General features: G+C 70.5%; 14 protein-coding genes. 8 read left to right on the top strand and 6 right to left on the bottom strand.

All coding sequences use genetic code 11. From position 1 onward, the window contains the following. Nucleotides 1-41: 41 nt before the first annotated feature. Together secG and tpiA are read right to left on the bottom strand one after the other, a co-directional pair. Complete coding sequence (gene secG, locus TSB10P1A_RS11105) at nucleotides 42-410, bottom strand: preprotein translocase subunit SecG (RefSeq protein WP_186387988.1); 369 nt, start codon at nucleotides 408-410, stop codon at nucleotides 42-44. A 121-nt stretch (nucleotides 411-531) separates the two neighbouring features. Beyond that, nucleotides 532-1,290 carry a triose-phosphate isomerase gene (gene tpiA, locus TSB10P1A_RS11100; protein ID WP_186387987.1) on the bottom strand — a complete coding sequence of 253 codons (759 nt, stop codon included), beginning with the start codon at nucleotides 1,288-1,290 and terminating at the stop codon, nucleotides 532-534. A 245-nt stretch (nucleotides 1,291-1,535) separates the two neighbouring features. Here tpiA and TSB10P1A_RS11095 point away from each other — a divergent pair, with 245 nt between their 5' ends. From TSB10P1A_RS11095 to lexA, 6 genes are all read left to right on the top strand, one after another. Beyond that, a complete protein-coding gene (locus TSB10P1A_RS11095) occupies nucleotides 1,536-3,425 on the top strand; it encodes a peptidylprolyl isomerase (RefSeq protein ID WP_186387986.1) in 1,890 nt (629 codons plus the stop codon). A gap of 112 nt (nucleotides 3,426-3,537) precedes the next feature. Continuing rightward, nucleotides 3,538-4,566: an anthranilate phosphoribosyltransferase gene (trpD, locus tag TSB10P1A_RS11090; RefSeq protein WP_186387985.1), complete on the top strand. Its 1,029-nt coding sequence runs from the start codon at nucleotides 3,538-3,540 to the stop codon at nucleotides 4,564-4,566. Then, nucleotides 4,559-5,398, top strand: a complete 840-nt coding sequence (trpC, locus tag TSB10P1A_RS11085) for an indole-3-glycerol phosphate synthase TrpC (RefSeq protein WP_186387984.1) — start codon at nucleotides 4,559-4,561, stop codon at nucleotides 5,396-5,398. The genes trpD and trpC overlap by 8 nt, the downstream gene beginning before the upstream one ends. 3 nt (nucleotides 5,399-5,401) lie before the next feature. Further along, nucleotides 5,402-5,935, top strand: a complete 534-nt coding sequence (moaC, locus tag TSB10P1A_RS11080; protein WP_186387983.1) for a cyclic pyranopterin monophosphate synthase MoaC — start codon at nucleotides 5,402-5,404, stop codon at nucleotides 5,933-5,935. Nucleotides 5,936-5,968: 33 nt separating this feature from the next. Next, the gene (gene glp / locus TSB10P1A_RS11075) at nucleotides 5,969-7,183 is read left to right on the top strand and encodes a gephyrin-like molybdotransferase Glp (protein ID WP_186388043.1); all 1,215 of its coding nucleotides are present in this window, start codon (nucleotides 5,969-5,971) and stop codon (nucleotides 7,181-7,183) included. A 447-nt stretch (nucleotides 7,184-7,630) separates the two neighbouring features. Beyond that, nucleotides 7,631-8,347, top strand: a complete 717-nt coding sequence (gene lexA / locus TSB10P1A_RS11070; protein WP_186387982.1) for a transcriptional repressor LexA — start codon at nucleotides 7,631-7,633, stop codon at nucleotides 8,345-8,347. 166 nt (nucleotides 8,348-8,513) lie between these two features. Here the strand turns inward: lexA and TSB10P1A_RS11065 are convergent, their stop codons facing one another. Then, nucleotides 8,514-11,183, bottom strand: a complete 2,670-nt coding sequence (locus TSB10P1A_RS11065; RefSeq protein ID WP_186387981.1) for a ComEC/Rec2 family competence protein — start codon at nucleotides 11,181-11,183, stop codon at nucleotides 8,514-8,516. Nucleotides 11,184-11,393: 210 nt separating this feature from the next. Here TSB10P1A_RS11065 and gltX point away from each other — a divergent pair, with 210 nt between their 5' ends. Both gltX and gltA read left to right on the top strand, forming a co-directional pair. Continuing rightward, on the top strand, nucleotides 11,394-12,824 hold the full coding sequence (gene gltX, locus TSB10P1A_RS11060) for a glutamate--tRNA ligase (RefSeq protein WP_186387980.1): 1,431 nt from the start codon (nucleotides 11,394-11,396) through the stop codon (nucleotides 12,822-12,824). Nucleotides 12,825-13,074: 250 nt separating this feature from the next. Continuing rightward, nucleotides 13,075-14,367, top strand: a complete 1,293-nt coding sequence (gltA, locus tag TSB10P1A_RS11055) for a citrate synthase (RefSeq protein ID WP_186387979.1) — start codon at nucleotides 13,075-13,077, stop codon at nucleotides 14,365-14,367. A gap of 526 nt (nucleotides 14,368-14,893) precedes the next feature. Here gltA and lpxB read toward each other — a convergent pair. The 3 genes from lpxB to lpxA are packed head-to-tail and all read right to left on the bottom strand — an operon-like array spanning nucleotide 14,894 to nucleotide 17,795. Continuing rightward, nucleotides 14,894-16,084 (bottom strand): lipid-A-disaccharide synthase, encoded by a 1,191-nt coding sequence (lpxB, locus tag TSB10P1A_RS11050; protein ID WP_186387978.1) that lies wholly within the window; start codon nucleotides 16,082-16,084, stop codon nucleotides 14,894-14,896. Further along, on the bottom strand, nucleotides 16,081-16,962 hold the full coding sequence (locus TSB10P1A_RS11045) for an LpxI family protein (protein WP_186387977.1): 882 nt from the start codon (nucleotides 16,960-16,962) through the stop codon (nucleotides 16,081-16,083). The genes lpxB and TSB10P1A_RS11045 overlap by 4 nt, the downstream gene beginning before the upstream one ends. A gap of 23 nt (nucleotides 16,963-16,985) precedes the next feature. Continuing rightward, nucleotides 16,986-17,795 (bottom strand): acyl-ACP--UDP-N-acetylglucosamine O-acyltransferase, encoded by an 810-nt coding sequence (lpxA, locus tag TSB10P1A_RS11040; RefSeq protein ID WP_186387976.1) that lies wholly within the window; start codon nucleotides 17,793-17,795, stop codon nucleotides 16,986-16,988. Nucleotides 17,796-17,802 lie beyond the last annotated feature (7 nt).

The raw sequence follows: 17,802 nt of genomic DNA, 5'->3' as shown, positions 1-17,802 counted from the left end.
GGATCGCGGGGCAAAGGGTGAAGACGCTTGCCGCCCTGGGCTTACTGCGCCGCCGGAACCTGCGGTCCGGAGGGCGTCTCGGGCGGACGCAACTGGTCGAGAATGCCGCTGCCGGAGCCGGAGGTTCCCTCGCCGACAGGCGCGGTCTGCGTCCCGGGGACGGCATCGAGGATCGAGGCCGGACGGTCGCCGCTCTTGGCGACCAGGGCAAGGGCCAGCGACGTTGCGAAGAAGACCGCAGCCAGGATCGCCGTCGTGCGGGTCAGCACATTGGCGCTTCCGCGGCTGGACATCATGCCGCCGCCTCCGCCGCCGATACCGAGCGCGCCGCCCTCGGACCGCTGCAGGAGAACCACGAGGACGAGCGCGAGCACGACCATCAGGTGGATAACGATGATAACGGTTTCCATCGACAACCAGTCTTTAGTGTTCGGATTTGCAGCGGGTTCTACACCAATGCCGACGGGGTTTCCACCCTTGATCGATCCCGGCTGCGCTCATGGCTGCCACCTGCTGCCCGCATGGCGCGGATCAGCCGGCGGCTCGCGCGATCGCAAGGAAGTCCGAGGCCGTCAGGCTGGCGCCGCCGACCAGCGCGCCGTCGACATTGTCGACCGACAGCAGCTCGGCGGCATTGGCCGGCTTCACCGACCCGCCGTACAGCAGCCGGATCGACGCGGCCGAGGGCCCGAACCGTCCCTGCAGTTCTCTTCTCATATAGGCATGCATCTCGGCGACGTCATCCACCGTCGGCGTCAGGCCGGTGCCAATGGCCCAGACCGGCTCGTAGGCGACGACCAGCCGCGCCCCGTCCGCTCCCTCCGGCACCGAGCCGGCAAGCTGCGCGCCGACCACCTCCAGCGCCTTGCCGGCCTTGCGCTCGGCCTCCGTCTCGCCGACGCAGACGATGGCGACGAGCCCGGCGCGCCAGGCGGCCTCCGCCTTGGCCCGCACCAGGGCATCGCTCTCGCCGTGATCGGCGCGGCGCTCGGAATGGCCGACGATGACCCAGCGCGCGCCGGCATCGGCCAGCATTTCCGCCGAGAGGTCGCCGGTATGGGCGCCGCTCGCCGCCGTGTGGCAGTCCTGGCCGCCGACGCTGAGGCCGCTGTCGCCGGCCGTCGCCGCGGCCGCCGCCAGCAGCGTCGCCGGCGGGCAGATGGCGAGATCGACGGAGCCGGCAAGGCCCCCGGCCGCCGCCTCGGCCATCGACCGCAGTTCGCCGAGCGCCGTGGCTAGGCCGTTCATCTTCCAGTTTCCGGCGATCAGCGGCGTGTTCCTGTCGGTCATTTCGGCATCCTCGGCTGGCATGGCAGGCGGCGATGGGCCGCGCGCGGCGGCCCGTTCAAAGCCGGTGCTAGCAGAATTTCCGCCTCGTTCAAGACGATACGAACGAAGCCTTTGCCAGCGCCTTGCCCCTGCGGGCCCGCATCTCTATGATCCGCCCGCTCTAGCTCGGCTTTTACCCAAAGTCCGGGCCATATCCTGTTGCCCGGCAACGTCCCGGTAACGCCCCAGTAACGACGGAACCTGCAATGCTCGACACTCTGCGCGCCGGCGCAAAGTCCTGGATTTCCAAACTCCTGATCGGTCTTCTCGTGATCAGCTTCGCGATCTGGGGCATCTCGGGCGATCTCCTCAATGTCGGGGGCGATCAGGTCGCGACCGTGGGCGAGCGCAAGATCTCCATCGTCGAGTTCGACAATGCCTACCGGCGCGAGCTCGACTCGATCGGCCGCAACATCGGCCGTCCGCTGTCGACCGTCGAGGGCGCCGCCTTCGGCATTCCCGCGCAGGTTCTCGGCCGCCTCATCGCCGAGGCCGCGCTGAACGAGACCGCGAAGGACTACAATCTCGGCGTTTCCGACCAGGAGCTGGTCCGCCTGATCCAGGAGGCTCCCGCCTTCCAGGCGCCGGGCGGCGGCTTCGACCGCGCCCTGCTCGCCCGCGTGCTGCAGGCGAACGGCCTGACCGAGGACGCCTTCGTCGCCGAGCGCCGCCTGCTGGAGCAGCGCCGCCAGATCGCCGATGCGATCAGCGGCGGCCTTGCGACGCCTGCGGCCATGCTCGAGGCGTTCAACCAGCACGCCAACGAGGAGCGCAGCATCGACTATCTGGAGTTCGGCGCGGGTCAGGCCGGCGAGATCGCCGCCCCGACCGACAGCGAGCTCTCCGCCTATTTCGAGGACAATCGCGCCCGGTTCCGCGCCCCCGAATATCGCAAGGTCGCGCTTCTCGCGCTGACGCCGGAGCGCATCGCCCGCCCGGACGCGGTTGGCGAGGACGAGCTGCGCCGCGAATACCAGGCCTCCGGCGGCCGCTTCGGCGAGCCGGAGCGCCGCCGCATCCTGCAGATCCCGCTGCCCGACGCGGCCGCGGTCGAGGCGGCGCGCACCGCTCTCGCCGAAGGCCGGACCTTCGAGGACATTCTCGCCGAGCGCGGCCTGACGGAAGCGCAGGTGGAACTCGGCAACATGGCCCGCGGCGACCTGCTCGACCCGGCGATCGCGGAAGCGGCCTTCTCGCTGGCGCAAGGCGAGACCTCCGACGTCGTCGAGGGACGGTTCACCTCGGTCCTGCTCAAGGTCGCCGAGGTCACCGAGGCGCACCAGTCGCCGCTGGAGGACGTCGCCCCGCAGCTGCGCCGCGAGATCGCCCTGCGCCTTGCCGAGCGCGAGGTGCTCGACCTGCATGACGAGATCGAGGACGCCCGCGCCGGCGGCGCGACTCTGCAGGAGATCGCGGAGCGATTCTCCCTGTCTCTCGACACGCCGGCCGCCTTCGACAGCGCCGGCAAGGACGAGGCCGGCAAGGCAGTGCCGCTGCCGGACGTCAACGACCTCGTCTCCGACGTTTTTGAGAGCGATGTCGGCATCGAGGCCGACATGCTGCAGCTCGGCCGCAACGGCTTCCTGTGGTTCGAGGTGCGCGAGGTCATTCCGGCTCGCGACCGCACGCTTGAGGAAGTGCGCCAGCAGGTCGCGGACGCCTGGACGGCCCAGCAGCGCCGCGAGCGTCTCGACACGCTCGCCGCCGAGATCCTCGAAGAGGTCGAGGGCGGCAAGTCCTTGGCCGACATTGCCGAAGCGCGCGGCCTGACGGTCGCCTCCGCCTCCGGCATCAAGCGCAACGGCAACGATCTGCCGCTGCCCGCCCAGGCGGTCACCGGCGTGTTCGCCGGCCCCGTCGGCACGACGGGCACGGCCGCCGGCGACGGCGACCGGCGCGTCGTCTATCGCGTCACCGGGGCGACCGCCCCCGCCTTCTTCCGCGAGGCGAGCGAGATCGCGGCCCTGGACCAGCATCTCGCCGACGCGCTGCAGAACTCGATCGTCGGCCAGTATATCGGCGAGCGCGAGGCAAGGCTCGGCGTCCGCATCAACCAGACCAACATCAACCGGGTGATCGGCCAGGGCGGCAGCTAGCACCTCCCTATCCCGTTTGGCCGGCCCCGATTGGTCCGACCCGTTTGGCCGGACAGTTTGGCCCGACCGTTTCGCCGGACCGTTTCGCCGGATCGCTTGCAAGGACGACGCCGTGAGCAACCTCAAGACCCTGATCGCCAAGGCCGCCGACGGACACAGCCTCTCGCGCAAGGAGGCGGAGGCGGCCTTCGACATCATCATGTCGGGCGCCGCGACCCCCTCGCAGATCGGCGGCTTTCTGATGGCCCTGCGGGTGCGCGGCGAGACCGTCGACGAGATCGCCGGCGCCGTCGCGACGATGCGCGCCAAGATGACCCCGGTCGTCGCCCCCGCCGATGCGGTGGACGTGGTCGGCACCGGGGGCGACGCCTCGGGCAGCTACAACATCTCCACCTGCTCGGCCTTCGTGGTCGCCGGCTGCGGCGTCCATGTCGCCAAGCACGGCAACCGCTCGCTGTCGTCGAAGTCGGGTGCCGCCGACGTGCTCGCCGCGCTCGGCGTCAACATCGACATCACCCCCGGGCGGATCTCCCGCTGCATCCGCGAGGCCGGCCTCGGCTTCATGTTCGCGCCGAACCACCATTCGGCGATGAAGCATGTCGGCCCGGCCCGCGCGGAACTGGGCACCCGCACGATCTTCAACCTGCTCGGCCCGCTGTCCAATCCGGCCAGCGTCAAGCGGCAGATGGTCGGCGTCTTCGCCCGGCAATGGGTCGAGCCGATCGCCCATGTGCTCGCCGCCCTCGGGTCGGAAGCGGCCTGGGTGGTGCACGGTTCCGACGGTCTCGACGAGATCACCACGACCGGCCCGACCAGCGTCGCCGCGCTGGAAAACGGCGAGATCCGCCTGTTCGAGATCTCGCCGCAGGATGTCGGCCTGGCGTTCCATGATCCCGCCGAGCTGAAGGGCGGCGAAGCGCCGGAAAACGCCGTGGCCCTGCGGGCGGTGCTGGAGGGCGAAAAGTCCGCCTATCGCGACACCGTGCTGATGAATGCCGGCGCGACGCTGGTGGTCGCCGGGCGCGCCGCCTCCCTTGCCGAGGGCGTCGCGATGGCCGCGAGCTCCATCGACAGCGGCAGCGCCCGGGCGCGCCTTGCCCGCCTCGTCGACGTGTCGAACGAGGCCGGCGCCGATGACTGACATCCTGGAAAAGATCGGCGCCTACAAGCGCGAGGAGATCACTGCTGCCAAGGCCGCCGTGCCGCAGGCCGAGATCGAGCGGCGCGCCGCCGCAGCCGATGCTCCGCGCGGCTTTCTCAAGGCGCTGCGCGCCCGCAAGGCGGCCGGCGACTTCGGCCTGATTGCCGAGATCAAGAAGGCGAGCCCCTCCAAGGGCCTGATCCGTGCCGATTTCGACCCGCCGGCGCTCGCCCGCGCCTATCAGACCGGCGGGGCGGCGTGCCTTTCCGTGTTGACCGACACCCCGTCCTTCCAGGGCGCGCCGGAGTTCCTGGTCGCGGCCCGCGCCGCCACCGCGCTGCCGGCCCTGCGCAAGGATTTCCTCTACGACACCTATCAGGTGTTCGAGGCCCGCGCCTGGGGCGCCGACTGCATCCTGATCATCATGGCCGCCGTCGACGACGCGCTCGCCGCCGACCTTGAGGCCACCGCCCTCGGCCTCGGCATGGACGTGCTCATCGAGGTGCATGACGCGGCCGAGCTGGAGCGCGCGCTGCGCCTTACCTCGCCGATGATCGGTATCAACAACCGCAACCTGAAGACCTTCGAGACGCGGCTGGAAACCAGCGAGGCACTGGCCGGGATGATCCCGGACGACCGCCTCGTCGTCGGCGAATCGGGCCTCTTCACCCCGCAGGACCTTGCCCGGATGGAGCGCTGCGGCATCACCACCTTCCTGATCGGCGAGAGCCTGATGCGCCAGGACGATGTCGCCGGCGCGACCCGCGCGCTGCTGGCGCGGCCTGGCCTTGCGCAAACTGGCCTTGCGCGAACTGACCTTGCGGCGGAGTAGGCCATGGCCGACAACCCTTCTGGCGACCCTTCCGGAGACGCTTCCCCGCGCCTGACCCATCTGGACGAGAGCGGCGCGGCCAACATGGTCGACGTCTCGGCCAAGGACGTGACCTCCCGCGAGGCGCGGGCCGAAGGCCATGTGCGCATGAAGCCGGAAACGCTGGCGCTGATCCTCTCCGGCTCGGCCAAGAAGGGCGATGTCATCGCCACCGCCCGCATCGCCGGCATCATGGCCGCCAAGCGCACCCACGACCTGGTGCCGCTCTGCCATCCGCTGCTGCTGTCCAAGGTCGCCGTCGACATCGTGCCGGACGAGGCGCTGCCGGGCCTGCGCGTCACGGCGATGGCCCGCGTTTCGGGCCAGACCGGCGTCGAGATGGAGGCGCTGACCGCCTGTTCGCTCGCGTGCCTGACGATCTACGACATGGCCAAGGCCGTCGATCGCGGCATGACCATCGGCGGCATCCGCGTTGTCGCCAAGTCCGGCGGCAAGTCCGGCGACTGGACGGCAGCGAGCGAGACGCAACCAGGCTGATATGAGGCCCGGCTAGAATGGGGCATGGCTGACATGGCGCTGATCTCGGTCGACGAGGCCCTGGCGCGGTTACTCACCGGCGTCAAACCGCTCGGAGCAGAGACCGTGCCGCTCGCCAGCGCCAATGGCCGCGTGCTCGCCGCCGACCTTGCCGCGACCCGCACCCAGCCGCCCTTTCCCGCCTCCGCCATGGACGGCTATGCCGTGCGCGCGGCCGACATCGCCGCCGTTCCCGCAACGCTCAAGCTGATCGGCGAGGCCCCGGCGGGGCGCGCCTTCGCGGGCGCCATCCGCGCCGGCGAGACGGTGCGCATCTTTACCGGCGCGCCGCTTCCCGAAGGCAGCGACACGGTGCTGATCCAGGAGAACACGACTCGCGACGGCGACACTGTCACGGCGCTGGAAAGCGCGCCGCTCGGCCGTTTCGTGCGCCCCGCCGGGCTCGATTTCACCAAGGGCGAGGTGCTGCTCGCCGCCGGAACGCGGCTCGACTATCGCCGGCTTGCGCTGGCCGCCGCCATGAACCATCCCGCTCTGGAGCTGCGCCGCCGGCCGAAGGTCGCGATCCTCGCCACCGGCGACGAACTGGTCGAGCCGGGCGAGCAGCCGGGACCGGACCAGATCATCGCCTCCAACCATGCCGGCATTGCCGCGCTCGTCGAGGATTGCGGCGGCGAGGCGCTGCAGCTCGGCATCGCCGCCGACCGGCGCGAGCATATCGCCGAGAAGATCGCCGGGGCGCAGGCGGCCGGTGCCGACATTCTCGTCACCCTCGGCGGTGCCTCCGTCGGCGACCACGACCTGGTGCAGGAGGTCCTCGCCGCCGCCGGCATGGACCTCGGCTTCTGGCGCATCGCCATGCGGCCGGGCAAGCCGCTGATGGCCGGCCGGATCGAGGACATGCGCGTCCTCGGCCTGCCGGGCAATCCCGTCTCCAGCCTCGTCTGCGGCCTGCTGTTCCTGCGGCCGCTGATCGAGGCCCTGCTCGGCCGCCCGCCGCGCCGGCGCGACGCCGAGCTGCTGCCGCTGGCCGCCGATATCGGCGGCAACGACCAGCGCGAGGACTATCTGAGGGCCCGCATCCTGCGCGAGAACGACGGCACGGAGCGCGTCGCCCCGTTCGAACGGCAGGATTCCTCGATGCTGGCAACGCTCGCCCGCGCCGACGCCCTGGTGGTGCGCCCGCCCCACGCCGCCCCCGCGCCCGCCGGCACGCCGGTGCCGGTTCTGCGCCTGCCACAGGGCTGACGCGGCCGCCACCGCGCCCGAACCTGGCCCGAGCCGATCTCGCAAACCCTTGAAAAGAGGACGGTTTCCCGCGCGCCTGCGCCGCATCGAGGGTGAGGTCCGCGCCGGTCATCTCTCGCCGGACGCAGGACATCTCGACCTGGCGCGGCCTTGGCGGGCGGAATCGCTTGTGGAACAAGGCGGGAACGGTTAGACTGCGTTCATGATTTGTACATGGGCTTGAGTCGCGATGGGCGGCTCCCTTGGTGGTGCTCCATGCCCTTGCACGGCCACCAACAAGGGGGTGCGCGCGGAGATGGCGGCGGAGGCGGAAACGCTCGCGCCGACGGCATGATCCGAGGGCCCGAGCCGAAGGCGCTCGACCACACGACGCAGGACGTCATGGATTTTGGAAATTGGCGGCGCTTGCGCCGAGACGTCTGAACCGGAACGGGGGGACCCACGCGCATGTTGACGCGCAAGCAGCACGAATTGCTCCTGTTCATCCATGAGCGGCTGAAGGAGACCGGCGTTCCGCCCTCCTTCGACGAGATGAAGGACGCGCTCGACCTGCGCTCCAAGTCGGGCATCCACCGGCTGATCACGGCGCTGGAGGAGCGCGGCTTTATCCGCCGCCTGCCGAACCGCGCCAGGGCGCTGGAGATCATCAAGCTGCCCGAATCCGTCTCCCCCGGCCTTGCCTCGGCGCGCGGCCAGGGCTTCTCACCCTCCGTCATCGAGGGCTCGCGCGGCAAGCTGCCGCCGGTCGAGGCCGCCCCCGCCCAGCCGATGCCGGCCAATGACAGCGTCGAGATCCCGGTGATGGGCCGCATCGCCGCCGGCGTGCCGATCGAGGCGATCCAGACGCACAGCCACACCATCGCCATGCCGGCCGACCTGCTCGGCACTGGCGATCACTATGCGCTGGAAGTGCGCGGCGATTCGATGATCGAGGCCGGCATTCTCGACGGCGACACGGTGGTGATCCGCCGCTCCGACAGCGCCGACAGCGGCGACATCGTCGTCGCCCTGATCGACGACGAGGAGGCGACCTTGAAGCGCCTGCGCAAGAAGGGCGCCTCCGTGGCGCTGGAGGCGGCCAATCCGGCCTATGAGACCCGCATTTTCGGGCCCGGACGGGTGCGCATCCAGGGCAAGCTGGTGTCGCTGTTCCGCCGCTACTGAGGGCGGACTCAGGGCGGGCGGGCCACGGCTGAACGGGCCGAGGTTCGACGGGCCGAGGCTGGGGCCCACGTTGAGAGAGCCCTTCGGCGCCGGGTCCTTGCGCCCGGTTCGGATGAGGCATTGCCCGTTGGGTGTGAAGCCGGGGCAGTTGGGCGTGATTTCGGCGTCATTTCGGCGTCCAGGGCCGGCGAAGCCCGTAGCTCGGGCGCACCGCGACGGCCAGAGCGCCACCTGCGCTCGAGGGCGACGGCGCAGCGGACGGTGCCTGTGCGGGCGTTGATCGGGACGCGACCGGGATATCCGGCGCACCGAAAGTGAGCGCGACGGCGCCCTCCCGGGCAAGCCGTGCCCCGTCGATCACCACCCGCGCCCGGCACCCGGGCGGGGCGTTGAGCGCCGAGACGATGATATCGACCTTGCGGCAGTCCTCCTCGAAGGCGGCGCCGTCCCGCACCAGCGAGACCAGCAGCGCCGGCGGGCCCTGCGCCACGGGACCGGGCCTTCCGACCGCCTCCGTTGGCCCGTCTGCGGGTGCATGCCGTGCGCCGGGCACCTGAGCGACAGACGTCTGTGCGGCAGACGTCTGTGCGGCGGGCACCTGTGCGGCAGACGTCTGCGCGGCGGGCGACGGCTCCGGTTGCCCCTGTGCGTGCGGGGCCTGCAGCGGTGGAGCCTGCCCTGGCCGGTCCCGTTTGGGCAGACCCTGTGCGTGCGGGGTCTGTATGGGCGGAGCATGGGCGGCGGGTGGGCCCAGTCCCGGCGGACCATGCGCCCGCAGCAGGCAGGCCGTGTCGTCGCAGCGCATGTCCGCGCGCGCGATCCGCCGCTCGCGGTGATGGCGCACGCCGACCCCTTCCGCCCGCAGCCAGACCTCCGGCAGGAAGCCGCTCGTCCGTCCCGACACCCGCAGCACGCCGGCGGCATCGCGCAGGGCGAGCGTCCCGCCATTCGCCGAGACCAGCATGTCCGGCTGCCGGTGCCCCGCATAGAACAGCACGGAAGCGGCGAGCGGGACCAGCGCGGCGCGGCGATAGCCGCGCGGCGCAAGACAGGCGGTGAGCCCGGCCGCCACCACCGCCAGCGTGCCGGCGAGCGAGGGCGCGCCGATCACCCCGTCCTCCGGCGTCAGTTCCTTCACCCATTGCGCCATGCCGACGACCTGGTCGACGCCGGCCCCCATCGCCAGCAGCGGCAGGAGCTCCAGCCCGAAGGGCAGCAGCAGCAGCGACAGCGCCGCGAAGGGCATCACCACCAGCGTCACCACCGGCATCGCCAGCAGGTTGCCGAGCGGCCCCAGCGGCGCGATCCGGTGGAAGTGATAGGCGCCGATCGCCCCGGTCGCCACGCCGGCGATCAGCGAGGTCAGCAGCAGGCCCCAGATCCACCCCATCGCGCCCGCCGTCGCCCGCGGCAGCAAGCCCCGGCGCGGCAGGGCGTGCTGCTCCCGCGCCAGCCGCCGCCGGGTCAGCTCCTCATAGGCCGCGACCAGCGCGATGACGGCGGCAAAGGACATCTGGAAGCCGGGATCGAGCAGCGCCTCGGGCATGACCGCGAGGATCACGAAGACGGCGATCGCCACGTTCCTGAGGGTCAAGGCCCGCCGGGCGAAGATCCGCCCCGCCAGGACCAGCGCGATCATCAGGAACGCCCGCTGCGTCGCGATCGAGCCGCCGGAAATCGTCAGATAGAAGGCCGCCGCCAAGAGCGCGGCGATCGCCGCGACGGCCTCGATCCGGGCGCCGTGGACAAGGCGGGGCGACAGCGCCAGCGCGGCGCGCACGACAAAGAAGACGGAGCCGGCGAACAGCGCCATGTGCAGGCCGGAAATCGCCAGGATATGGGCGAGCCCGGCGGTCCTCAGCGCCTCCGTCACCGGCTCGGGGATCAGCGAGCGGTCGCCGGTGATCAGCGCGATGGCAAGCGCCGCCGCCGGCGTCTCGCCGAGCGCGGCAAGAATGCGCGCGGCAATCGCCTGGCGCAGGCCGGCGACCTCGGCCTTCGCCCGCAAGGCGAGCGGCGCCGGTCCCAGATCGATGCGGCGCGGCGCGCCGAAGGCAAAGCCGCTGGCGCCGATCCCGTCGAAGAACGCCCGGAAGGCGAAGTCGTAGCCGCCGGGCATCACCGCGGGCGCCGGCGGCGCCAGCCTTGCGCGCAGCGTCACCGCCTCGCCCACCCGCGGCAGGTCGGGCGGCGCGGCGCCGCGCAGCGACACCCGGACGCGGCGGGGCGTCGCCTCGGCCGCCAGCCGCTCGGCACTCACCACTTGCAGCACCAGCCGCACGCCCCGCCCGGTGCGCTCGACCTCCTCGACGAAACCGCTCACCGTGAGGCTGCGCGCCCGGTCGATCACCGGGGCTGCGACCAGCGCGGTGCGCGCTGTCCCCGCCAGCAGCCCCGATAGCACGAGGGCCAGCACCAAGAGCGGCAGCGCCCCCGCCCCCCGCCGCCCGGCGAGCCGCCAGCCGGCCCAGGCCAGCAGCGTCGCCGGCGCGACGACCAGCACCTGCGGCTCCGCCGGCAGGCGGAAATAGGCGGCAATGCCGAGGCTGAAGGCGAGCGCGGCAAAGGCAAGCCCCCGCCCCTGCGCCAGGCTTTCGCGGCAGGCGGCGGCAAATCTTGTCCCCGCCCCCTCTTCCTCGTGCCATCCTGCGCGAGCCGCCCGGCGACGGGCGAGCAGGGCCGCGAGCGGCGGCGGGGCAAGCGCAGGCCAGCGGCGCGGGTCTCCCCGGCCGCCGCCTCGGCTGCCCTGCCGCTCCGGCAAAGCGTCCGGCAGTGCCTCCGGGAGCCCGCCCGGCGGCACCTGCCTGTCCTCGTCGCCCTCGCGTTCCCGGGACACCCCAGCCGCCCCTCCGCCCTGGCCGCGCGCTGCCGATCTCTCGGGCATTGGTGGCGCGCCGCCGCTGTGCTACACGGTCGCCGACCGTGCCAGGACCGAAGCGTTGCATTGCAACCGACCTTCGCGCAAGACGCGAAACGGCACCGATAATTCCGAAGGCTGGCCGGACGCACCGCACCGGCTCCGCCACCGATCACGAGGCCTTGTTGAATGAACTCTCCCGTCGTCACGCGCTTTGCGCCCTCCCCGACCGGCTATCTGCATATCGGCGGCGCCCGTACGGCGCTGTTCAACTGGCTCTATGCCCGCCGCTTCGGCGGCCAGATGCTGCTGCGGATCGAGGACACCGACCGCGAGCGCAGCACCGACGCGGCGATCGCCGCGATCCTCGACGGGCTGACCTGGCTCGGTCTCGACTGGCAGGGCGAGGCGATCTCGCAGTTCGCCCGCGCCGCCCGCCACCGCGAGGCGGCCGAGAGTCTGGTCGAGAAGGGCCTCGCCTATCGCTGCTACGCAACGCCGGAAGAGCTGACGGCGATGCGCGAGGCGCAGCGCGCCAACGGCCTGCCGCCGCGCTATGACGGGCGCTGGCGCGACCGCGATCCCTCCGAGGCCCCGGCCGGCATCAAGCCGGCGATCCGCCTCAAGGCGCCGGTCGACGGCGAGACGGTGATCGAGGACAAGGTGCAGGGCCGCGTCGTCTTCCCGAACAAGGATCTCGACGACCTGGTGCTGCTGCGCTCCGACGGCACCCCGACCTATATGCTGGCCGTCGTCGTCGACGATCACGACATGGGCGTCACCCATATCATCCGCGGCGACGACCACCTGACCAATGCCGCCCGCCAGACGCTGATCTACCAGGCGCTCGGCTGGGACGTGCCGGTGATGGCGCATATCCCGCTGATCCACGGGCCGGACGGGGCCAAGCTCTCCAAGCGCCACGGCGCCCTCGGCGTCGAGGCCTATCGCGCCATGGGCTATCTGCCGGCCGCCATGCGCAACTATCTCGCCCGCCTCGGCTGGAGCCATGGCGATGCCGAGATCTTCTCGACCGACGAGATGACCGGCTGGTTCGATCTCGACGCCATCGGCAAGTCGCCCTCGCGCTTCGACTTCAAGAAGCTGGAGAACCTCAACGGCCACTACATGCGCGCCGCCGGCACGGACGAACTGCTCGCCGACTTCACCAGCTTCCTGCCACATGCGGAAAACGCGCAAGGCCTGCGCGACTGGCTGCAGGACCCGGCGCATGTCGAGATGTTCCGCGCCGCCCTGCCGGGGCTGAAGGAGCGCGCCAAGACCTTGGTCGAGCTCGCCGACAGCGCCGAATACCTGTGGGTGCAGCGCCCGCTCGCCATGGACGAGAAGGCGGCCGCGCTGCTGGAGGCGGACGAGGCGCGCAAGGTGCTCGCCGACCTGCACGCCCGCCTGTCCGCGCTCGATAGCTGGGACGCGGAGACCACCGAGGCGGCCGTGCGCGCCTATGCCGAGGAGACCGGCCTGAAGCTCGGCAAGGCGGCGCAGCCGCTGCGCGCGGCGCTGACCGGCCGCGGCACCTCGCCCGGCATCTTCGATGTGCTGGCCGTGCTCGGCCGCGAGGACTCGCTCGCCCGCATCGCCGACCAGGTGGCCGGCTGACCCGATCCGGCACGGCGCCTGCGCCGGCCGCACCCACGCGGCGGCCCGATCCCGGCCGCCGCCCGCGGTTCACATGAATCCCCCGTCACCCTGTGACGAAAGCGTTAGGGAGGCGCGCTTGCGGGGAGCGGACAAATGGGATACGCAACATTCGACCTTTCCTCCCGCCGTGCGTCCGGCACACTCCAGCCTCTCCTGGAGGCCGGTCCGGACCTTCCCGCGGCGCGCTTCATACAAGGGGGTAGCCTGAATGAGCGAGAACACTGCCAAGCTGACGATCGGTGACAGGTCCTGGGACCTGAAGGTTCGGCCCGGCTCCATCGGCCCCGACGTGGTCGACATCGCCTCTCTCTACGGACAGACCGGCTGTTTCACCTACGATCCCGGCTTCACCTCGACGGCCTCGTGCGAATCCGCCATCACCTATATCGACGGCGACGAAGGCACGCTGCTGTATCGCGGCTATCCGATCGAGCAACTGGCCGAGCACGGCGACTTCCTGGAGAGCTGCTACCTGCTGCTCTACGGCGAGCTTCCGACCAAGGCCCAGAAGGACGACTTCGTGCATCGCGTGACCTATCACACGATGATCCACGAGCAGATGAGCCGCTTCTTCACCGGCTTCCGCCGCGACGCCCACCCGATGGCGATCATGGTCGGCACCGTCGGCGCGCTCTCGGCCTTCTACCACGACTCGACCGACATCTCGGACCCGCACCAGCGCATGGTGGCCAGCCTGCGGATGATCGCCAAGATGCCGACGCTGGCGGCGATGGCCTACAAGTATCATGTCGGCCAGCCCTTCGTGTATCCGCGCAACGACCTCGACTACGCCTCGAACTTCCTGCATATGTGCTTCGCGGTGCCTTGCGAGGAATACAAGGTCAACCCGGTTCTCGCCCGTGCCATGGACCGGATCTTCATCCTCCATGCCGATCACGAGCAGAACGCCTCGACCTCGACCGTGCGTCTTGCCGGGTCTTCGGGCGCCAACCCCTTCGCCTGCATCGCGGCCGGCATCGCCTGCCTGTGGGGCCCGGCGCATGGCGGCGCCAACGAGGCGGCGCTCAACATGCTGTCGGAAATCGGCTCGGTCGACCGCATCCCGGAATACATCGCCCGCGCCAAGGACAAGAACGATCCGTTCCGTCTGATGGGCTTCGGCCACCGGGTCTACAAGAATTACGACCCGCGCGCCCGCATCATGCAGAAGACCACGCATGAAGTTCTGGCCGAGCTCGGCATCCGGGACGATCCGCTTCTCGACGTCGCCATGGAACTGGAGCGGATCGCGCTCAACGACGACTATTTCATCGAGAAGAAGCTCTATCCGAACATCGACTTCTATTCGGGCATCACCCTGCGGGCGCTCGGCTTCCCGACCACCATGTTCACCGTGCTGTTCGCGCTGGCCCGCACCGTCGGCTGGATCGCCCAGTGGAAGGAAATGGTCGAGGATCCGTCCCAGAAGATCGGCCGCCCGCGCCAGCTCTACACGGGCGCGGCGCTGCGCGACTACCTGCCGGTCTCCCAGCGCCGCTGAGCGGGATCGACAAGTCCAGGTTCGAAAGGCCGCCTCCGGGCGGCCTTTTGCGTTGGGGACGACAGGCTGAGGGATGGGGTTCGCGCGGGCGTGTCCTCGCCGCCGCTCTGGGAACGAATAGGCCCCGGCTCGCGCTTCGCTTGGCCGGGGTGACCTCGGAGGGTGCGGCGACCAGGAGAACGAAGGACCGGCGCGGGGCCGGGACGCGGCTTCTCAACGCCGGTGCGGCAAACGGGGATAGAAAGCACCATCCCTGTCGCGAGAGCGGGGACAAGTGGCCGAAAAGGGCTCCGAAAAATTGCGAGGCGAAACTCAATATTTTGCCAAGCCATTGATATATATATAAAATTATTGAGACGGATTTTGCAAAATTTCAGCGCAAAATTGCGACGGCCGTCTCAATCGCGCCAAATCCGGCCCATCGGCCACGACGCGGGGGCGGCGCCCGTCACCAGCCCGTCGCGCACCCGTCACCAGCCCCATCGCGAGCCGGTCGCGCACCCGTCATGTGCCCGTCACGCACCTGTCACGCGCGCCGGGCGGCCTCCAGAACGATGCGCGCGGCGGCGCCCGCCTGGCTCTCGTCGCCGGCAAGCCGCATGACCGTGTCGAGCCGGGCGAAGGCCTCGACCTGCCGCCGGCGGGCCGGGCTGTCGATCAGCAGCGGGGCGACCGCGCCGGCCAGCGCGCGGGGATTGGCGTCGTCGTCGAGAAACTCCGGCACGACATTGTCGCCAAGGATGATGTTGGGCAGCACCATGGAGGTGACGCTGGCGATCGGCAGCACCCGGTTGAGATCCTTGATGCGGCGGAAGAACCAGTCGAGCTTGTAGGCGATGACCATCGGCACGCCGGAAATCGCCAGCTCCAGCGACACGGTGCCGGAGGCGGCGAGCGCCGCATGGGCGCGGCGGAAGGCGGCAAGCTTCTCCGCCTCGCCGGTGACCAGCAGCGGCGGGGTCGGCCAGTCGGCGAGCTGTTCCTCGATCAGCGGCCGCAGCCGCGCCACCGCCGGCAGCACCACCTCAAGATCGGGATGCGCCTGGCGCAGGATGTCGACGGCGCCGCGAAAATCCCGCAACAGCCGCGTCACCTCGCTGCGCCGGCTGCCCGGCAGCATCAACAGCACCGGTCGCCCCTCGCCGAGCGCGGTCCTTTCGCCAAGGGCGGGCCGGAAGGCGCCCGCACGCTCGATCAAGGAATGGCCGACATAGCTGGTCGGCGGCCCACCGAGCCTTGCATGCACCGCCGGCTCGAAGGGAAGGATCGCCAGCAGATGGTCGACATAGGCGGCCATCCGCCGCGCGCGGCCCGGCCGCCAGGCCCAGACCGAGGGCGAGACATAGCCGACGATGGGAATGGCCGGCGCGCGCTTGCGCACCCGCTTGGCGACATTGTGGGTGAAATCGGGACTGTCGACGATGACCAGCGCGTCGGGGGCCTTCGCCACCACATCGTCGACGGTCTGGTAGACCCGGCGGACGATCGAGGGCAGCCGCGCCAGCACGGCGGAAAGACCCATGACGGCGATGTCCTCGATGGGAAACAGGCTGTTGAGCCCCTGCGCTTCCATCCGCTCGCCGCCGACGCCGAAGAATTCCACCGGGCCGCCGGCCCGCGCGGCGATCGCCGCCATCATCGGCGCGGCAAGCTGGTCGCCGGACTCCTCGCCCGCAACGATGCAGATCCGCAGCGGCCGCGATGCGCCCTCGCTCATGCCCGATCCTCCGAAGATCCCGTCACCTGGCCGGAAATGCCGAAGACGAACACGCCCTGGCGCGCCGCCAGCGCCAGCGCCTCGCCCCGCTCGGCGATCAGCACCCGCCCGGCCTCGACGGCGATGCCGGCAAGGCCCGCCTCCACCACCTTTTCCACGGTGCCGGGGCCGATGGTGGGAAGATCGACGCGCAGGTCCTGGCCCGGCTTGGCGCATTTCACCAGCACGCCGCCCTTGCCGCGCACCCGGCCGCGCGCCCGCAGGTCGCGGCAGCGCTCCAGCATGGCGTCGGTGCCCTCCGCCCCCTCGACGGCGATGATGCGCCCGTTGAGGCAGACGGCGGCCTGGCCGATGTCGAGACGGCCGAGCTCGGCAACAGCGGCCGCGCCAAGGCGAAGGTCGGCCAGCAGATCGCCGCGCGGCTCGGGCCCGGCCATGCAGCCCGGCGTCGCCAGAAGCTGCGGGGCGACCTCATGCGCCCCGACGACGCGGAACCCCTCGTCCTCGAACAGGCGGATGACCTTCTTCAGCAGGGAATCGTCGCCGCCGGCGAGCGAGGCGAGAATTTTCGGCAGCCGGCGCACGGTGCCGAGATCACCGAGGATCTCGCGCAGCTCCGGCCGGCGGGTGACGCTGCCGATCATCACCAGCTCGCGCACGCCCTCGCTCTGCAGATGGTTCGCCAGCTTGCCGATCTGGCCCCAGCCGAGATGCAGCGGCGCGAAATCGTCGACGGCCGGATCCGCCTCGCCGCGAATGGCGATGGCAACGACCCGTCGGCCACGCTCGCGCGCCGCGCGGATCACCTCCACCGGCAACCGCCCGCCGCCGCAGATGACGGCAACGGTCCCCTCCTCGCTCAGGCTCGGCTCTGACATGGTCCGGTCCCGTCCGGCTGGAGCTACCCTTCCAGGGCCGGCGTGCAGAAGCGGCGGTCGGTCTCGACCAGGATGAAATCGGTCACCCGGCGCACGAGGGCAACGCCCTCATAGGTGGCGGCGACGGCCTCGGCGCGCTGGCGCAGCGTGCCTTCGGAGCTCTCGAACAGGTCCTTGTAGGCATTGCGCAGGGCATGGATGTCCTCGCGGGCAAAGCCGTGCCGCTTCAGGCCGACAAGGTTGAGCCCGTTGAGCCGGGCGCGGTTGCCCATCACCATGCCGAAGGGAATGAGGTCGTTCTCAAGGCCGGCAAGCCCGCCGACAAAGGCATGGTCGCCAACGCGGGTGAACTGGATCACCGCCGCGCCGCCGCCGAAAATGACATGGTTACCGACCGTGACATGGCCGGCGATCATCACGTTGTTGGACAGGATCACCCCGTCGCCGAGGCGGGAATCGTGGCCGACATGGGAATTGGCGAGAAAGGCGCAGCGGTTGCCGATCACCGTCTCCAGTCCGCCGCCCTCGGTCCCCGGATTGAGGGTGACGCCCTCGCGGACGATGCAGTCGGTGCCGATGGTCAGGCTCGCCGTCTCGCCGCGATATTTCAGGTCCTGCGCCTGGTGGCCGACCGAGGCGAAGGGAAAGACCTGCGTCCGCGCCCCGACCGTGGTCCGCCCGGCGACCGCCACATGCGACTTCAGCACCACGCCGTCGCCGAGCACCACCTGCGGCCCGACATGGCAGAACGGCCCGATGGACACGCCCTCGCCGAGCCGGGCGCCGTCCTCGACGACCGCCGAAGGGTGGATTGCGGAGTGAGCTGCCATCATGTCCACC

This window comes from Stappia sp. TSB10P1A (assembly GCF_900185725.1).
Taxonomy (GTDB): domain Bacteria; phylum Pseudomonadota; class Alphaproteobacteria; order Rhizobiales; family Stappiaceae; genus Stappia.
The sequence above is the reverse complement of the archived record's forward strand: the minus strand, read 5'-3'. Positions and strand labels throughout refer to the sequence as shown.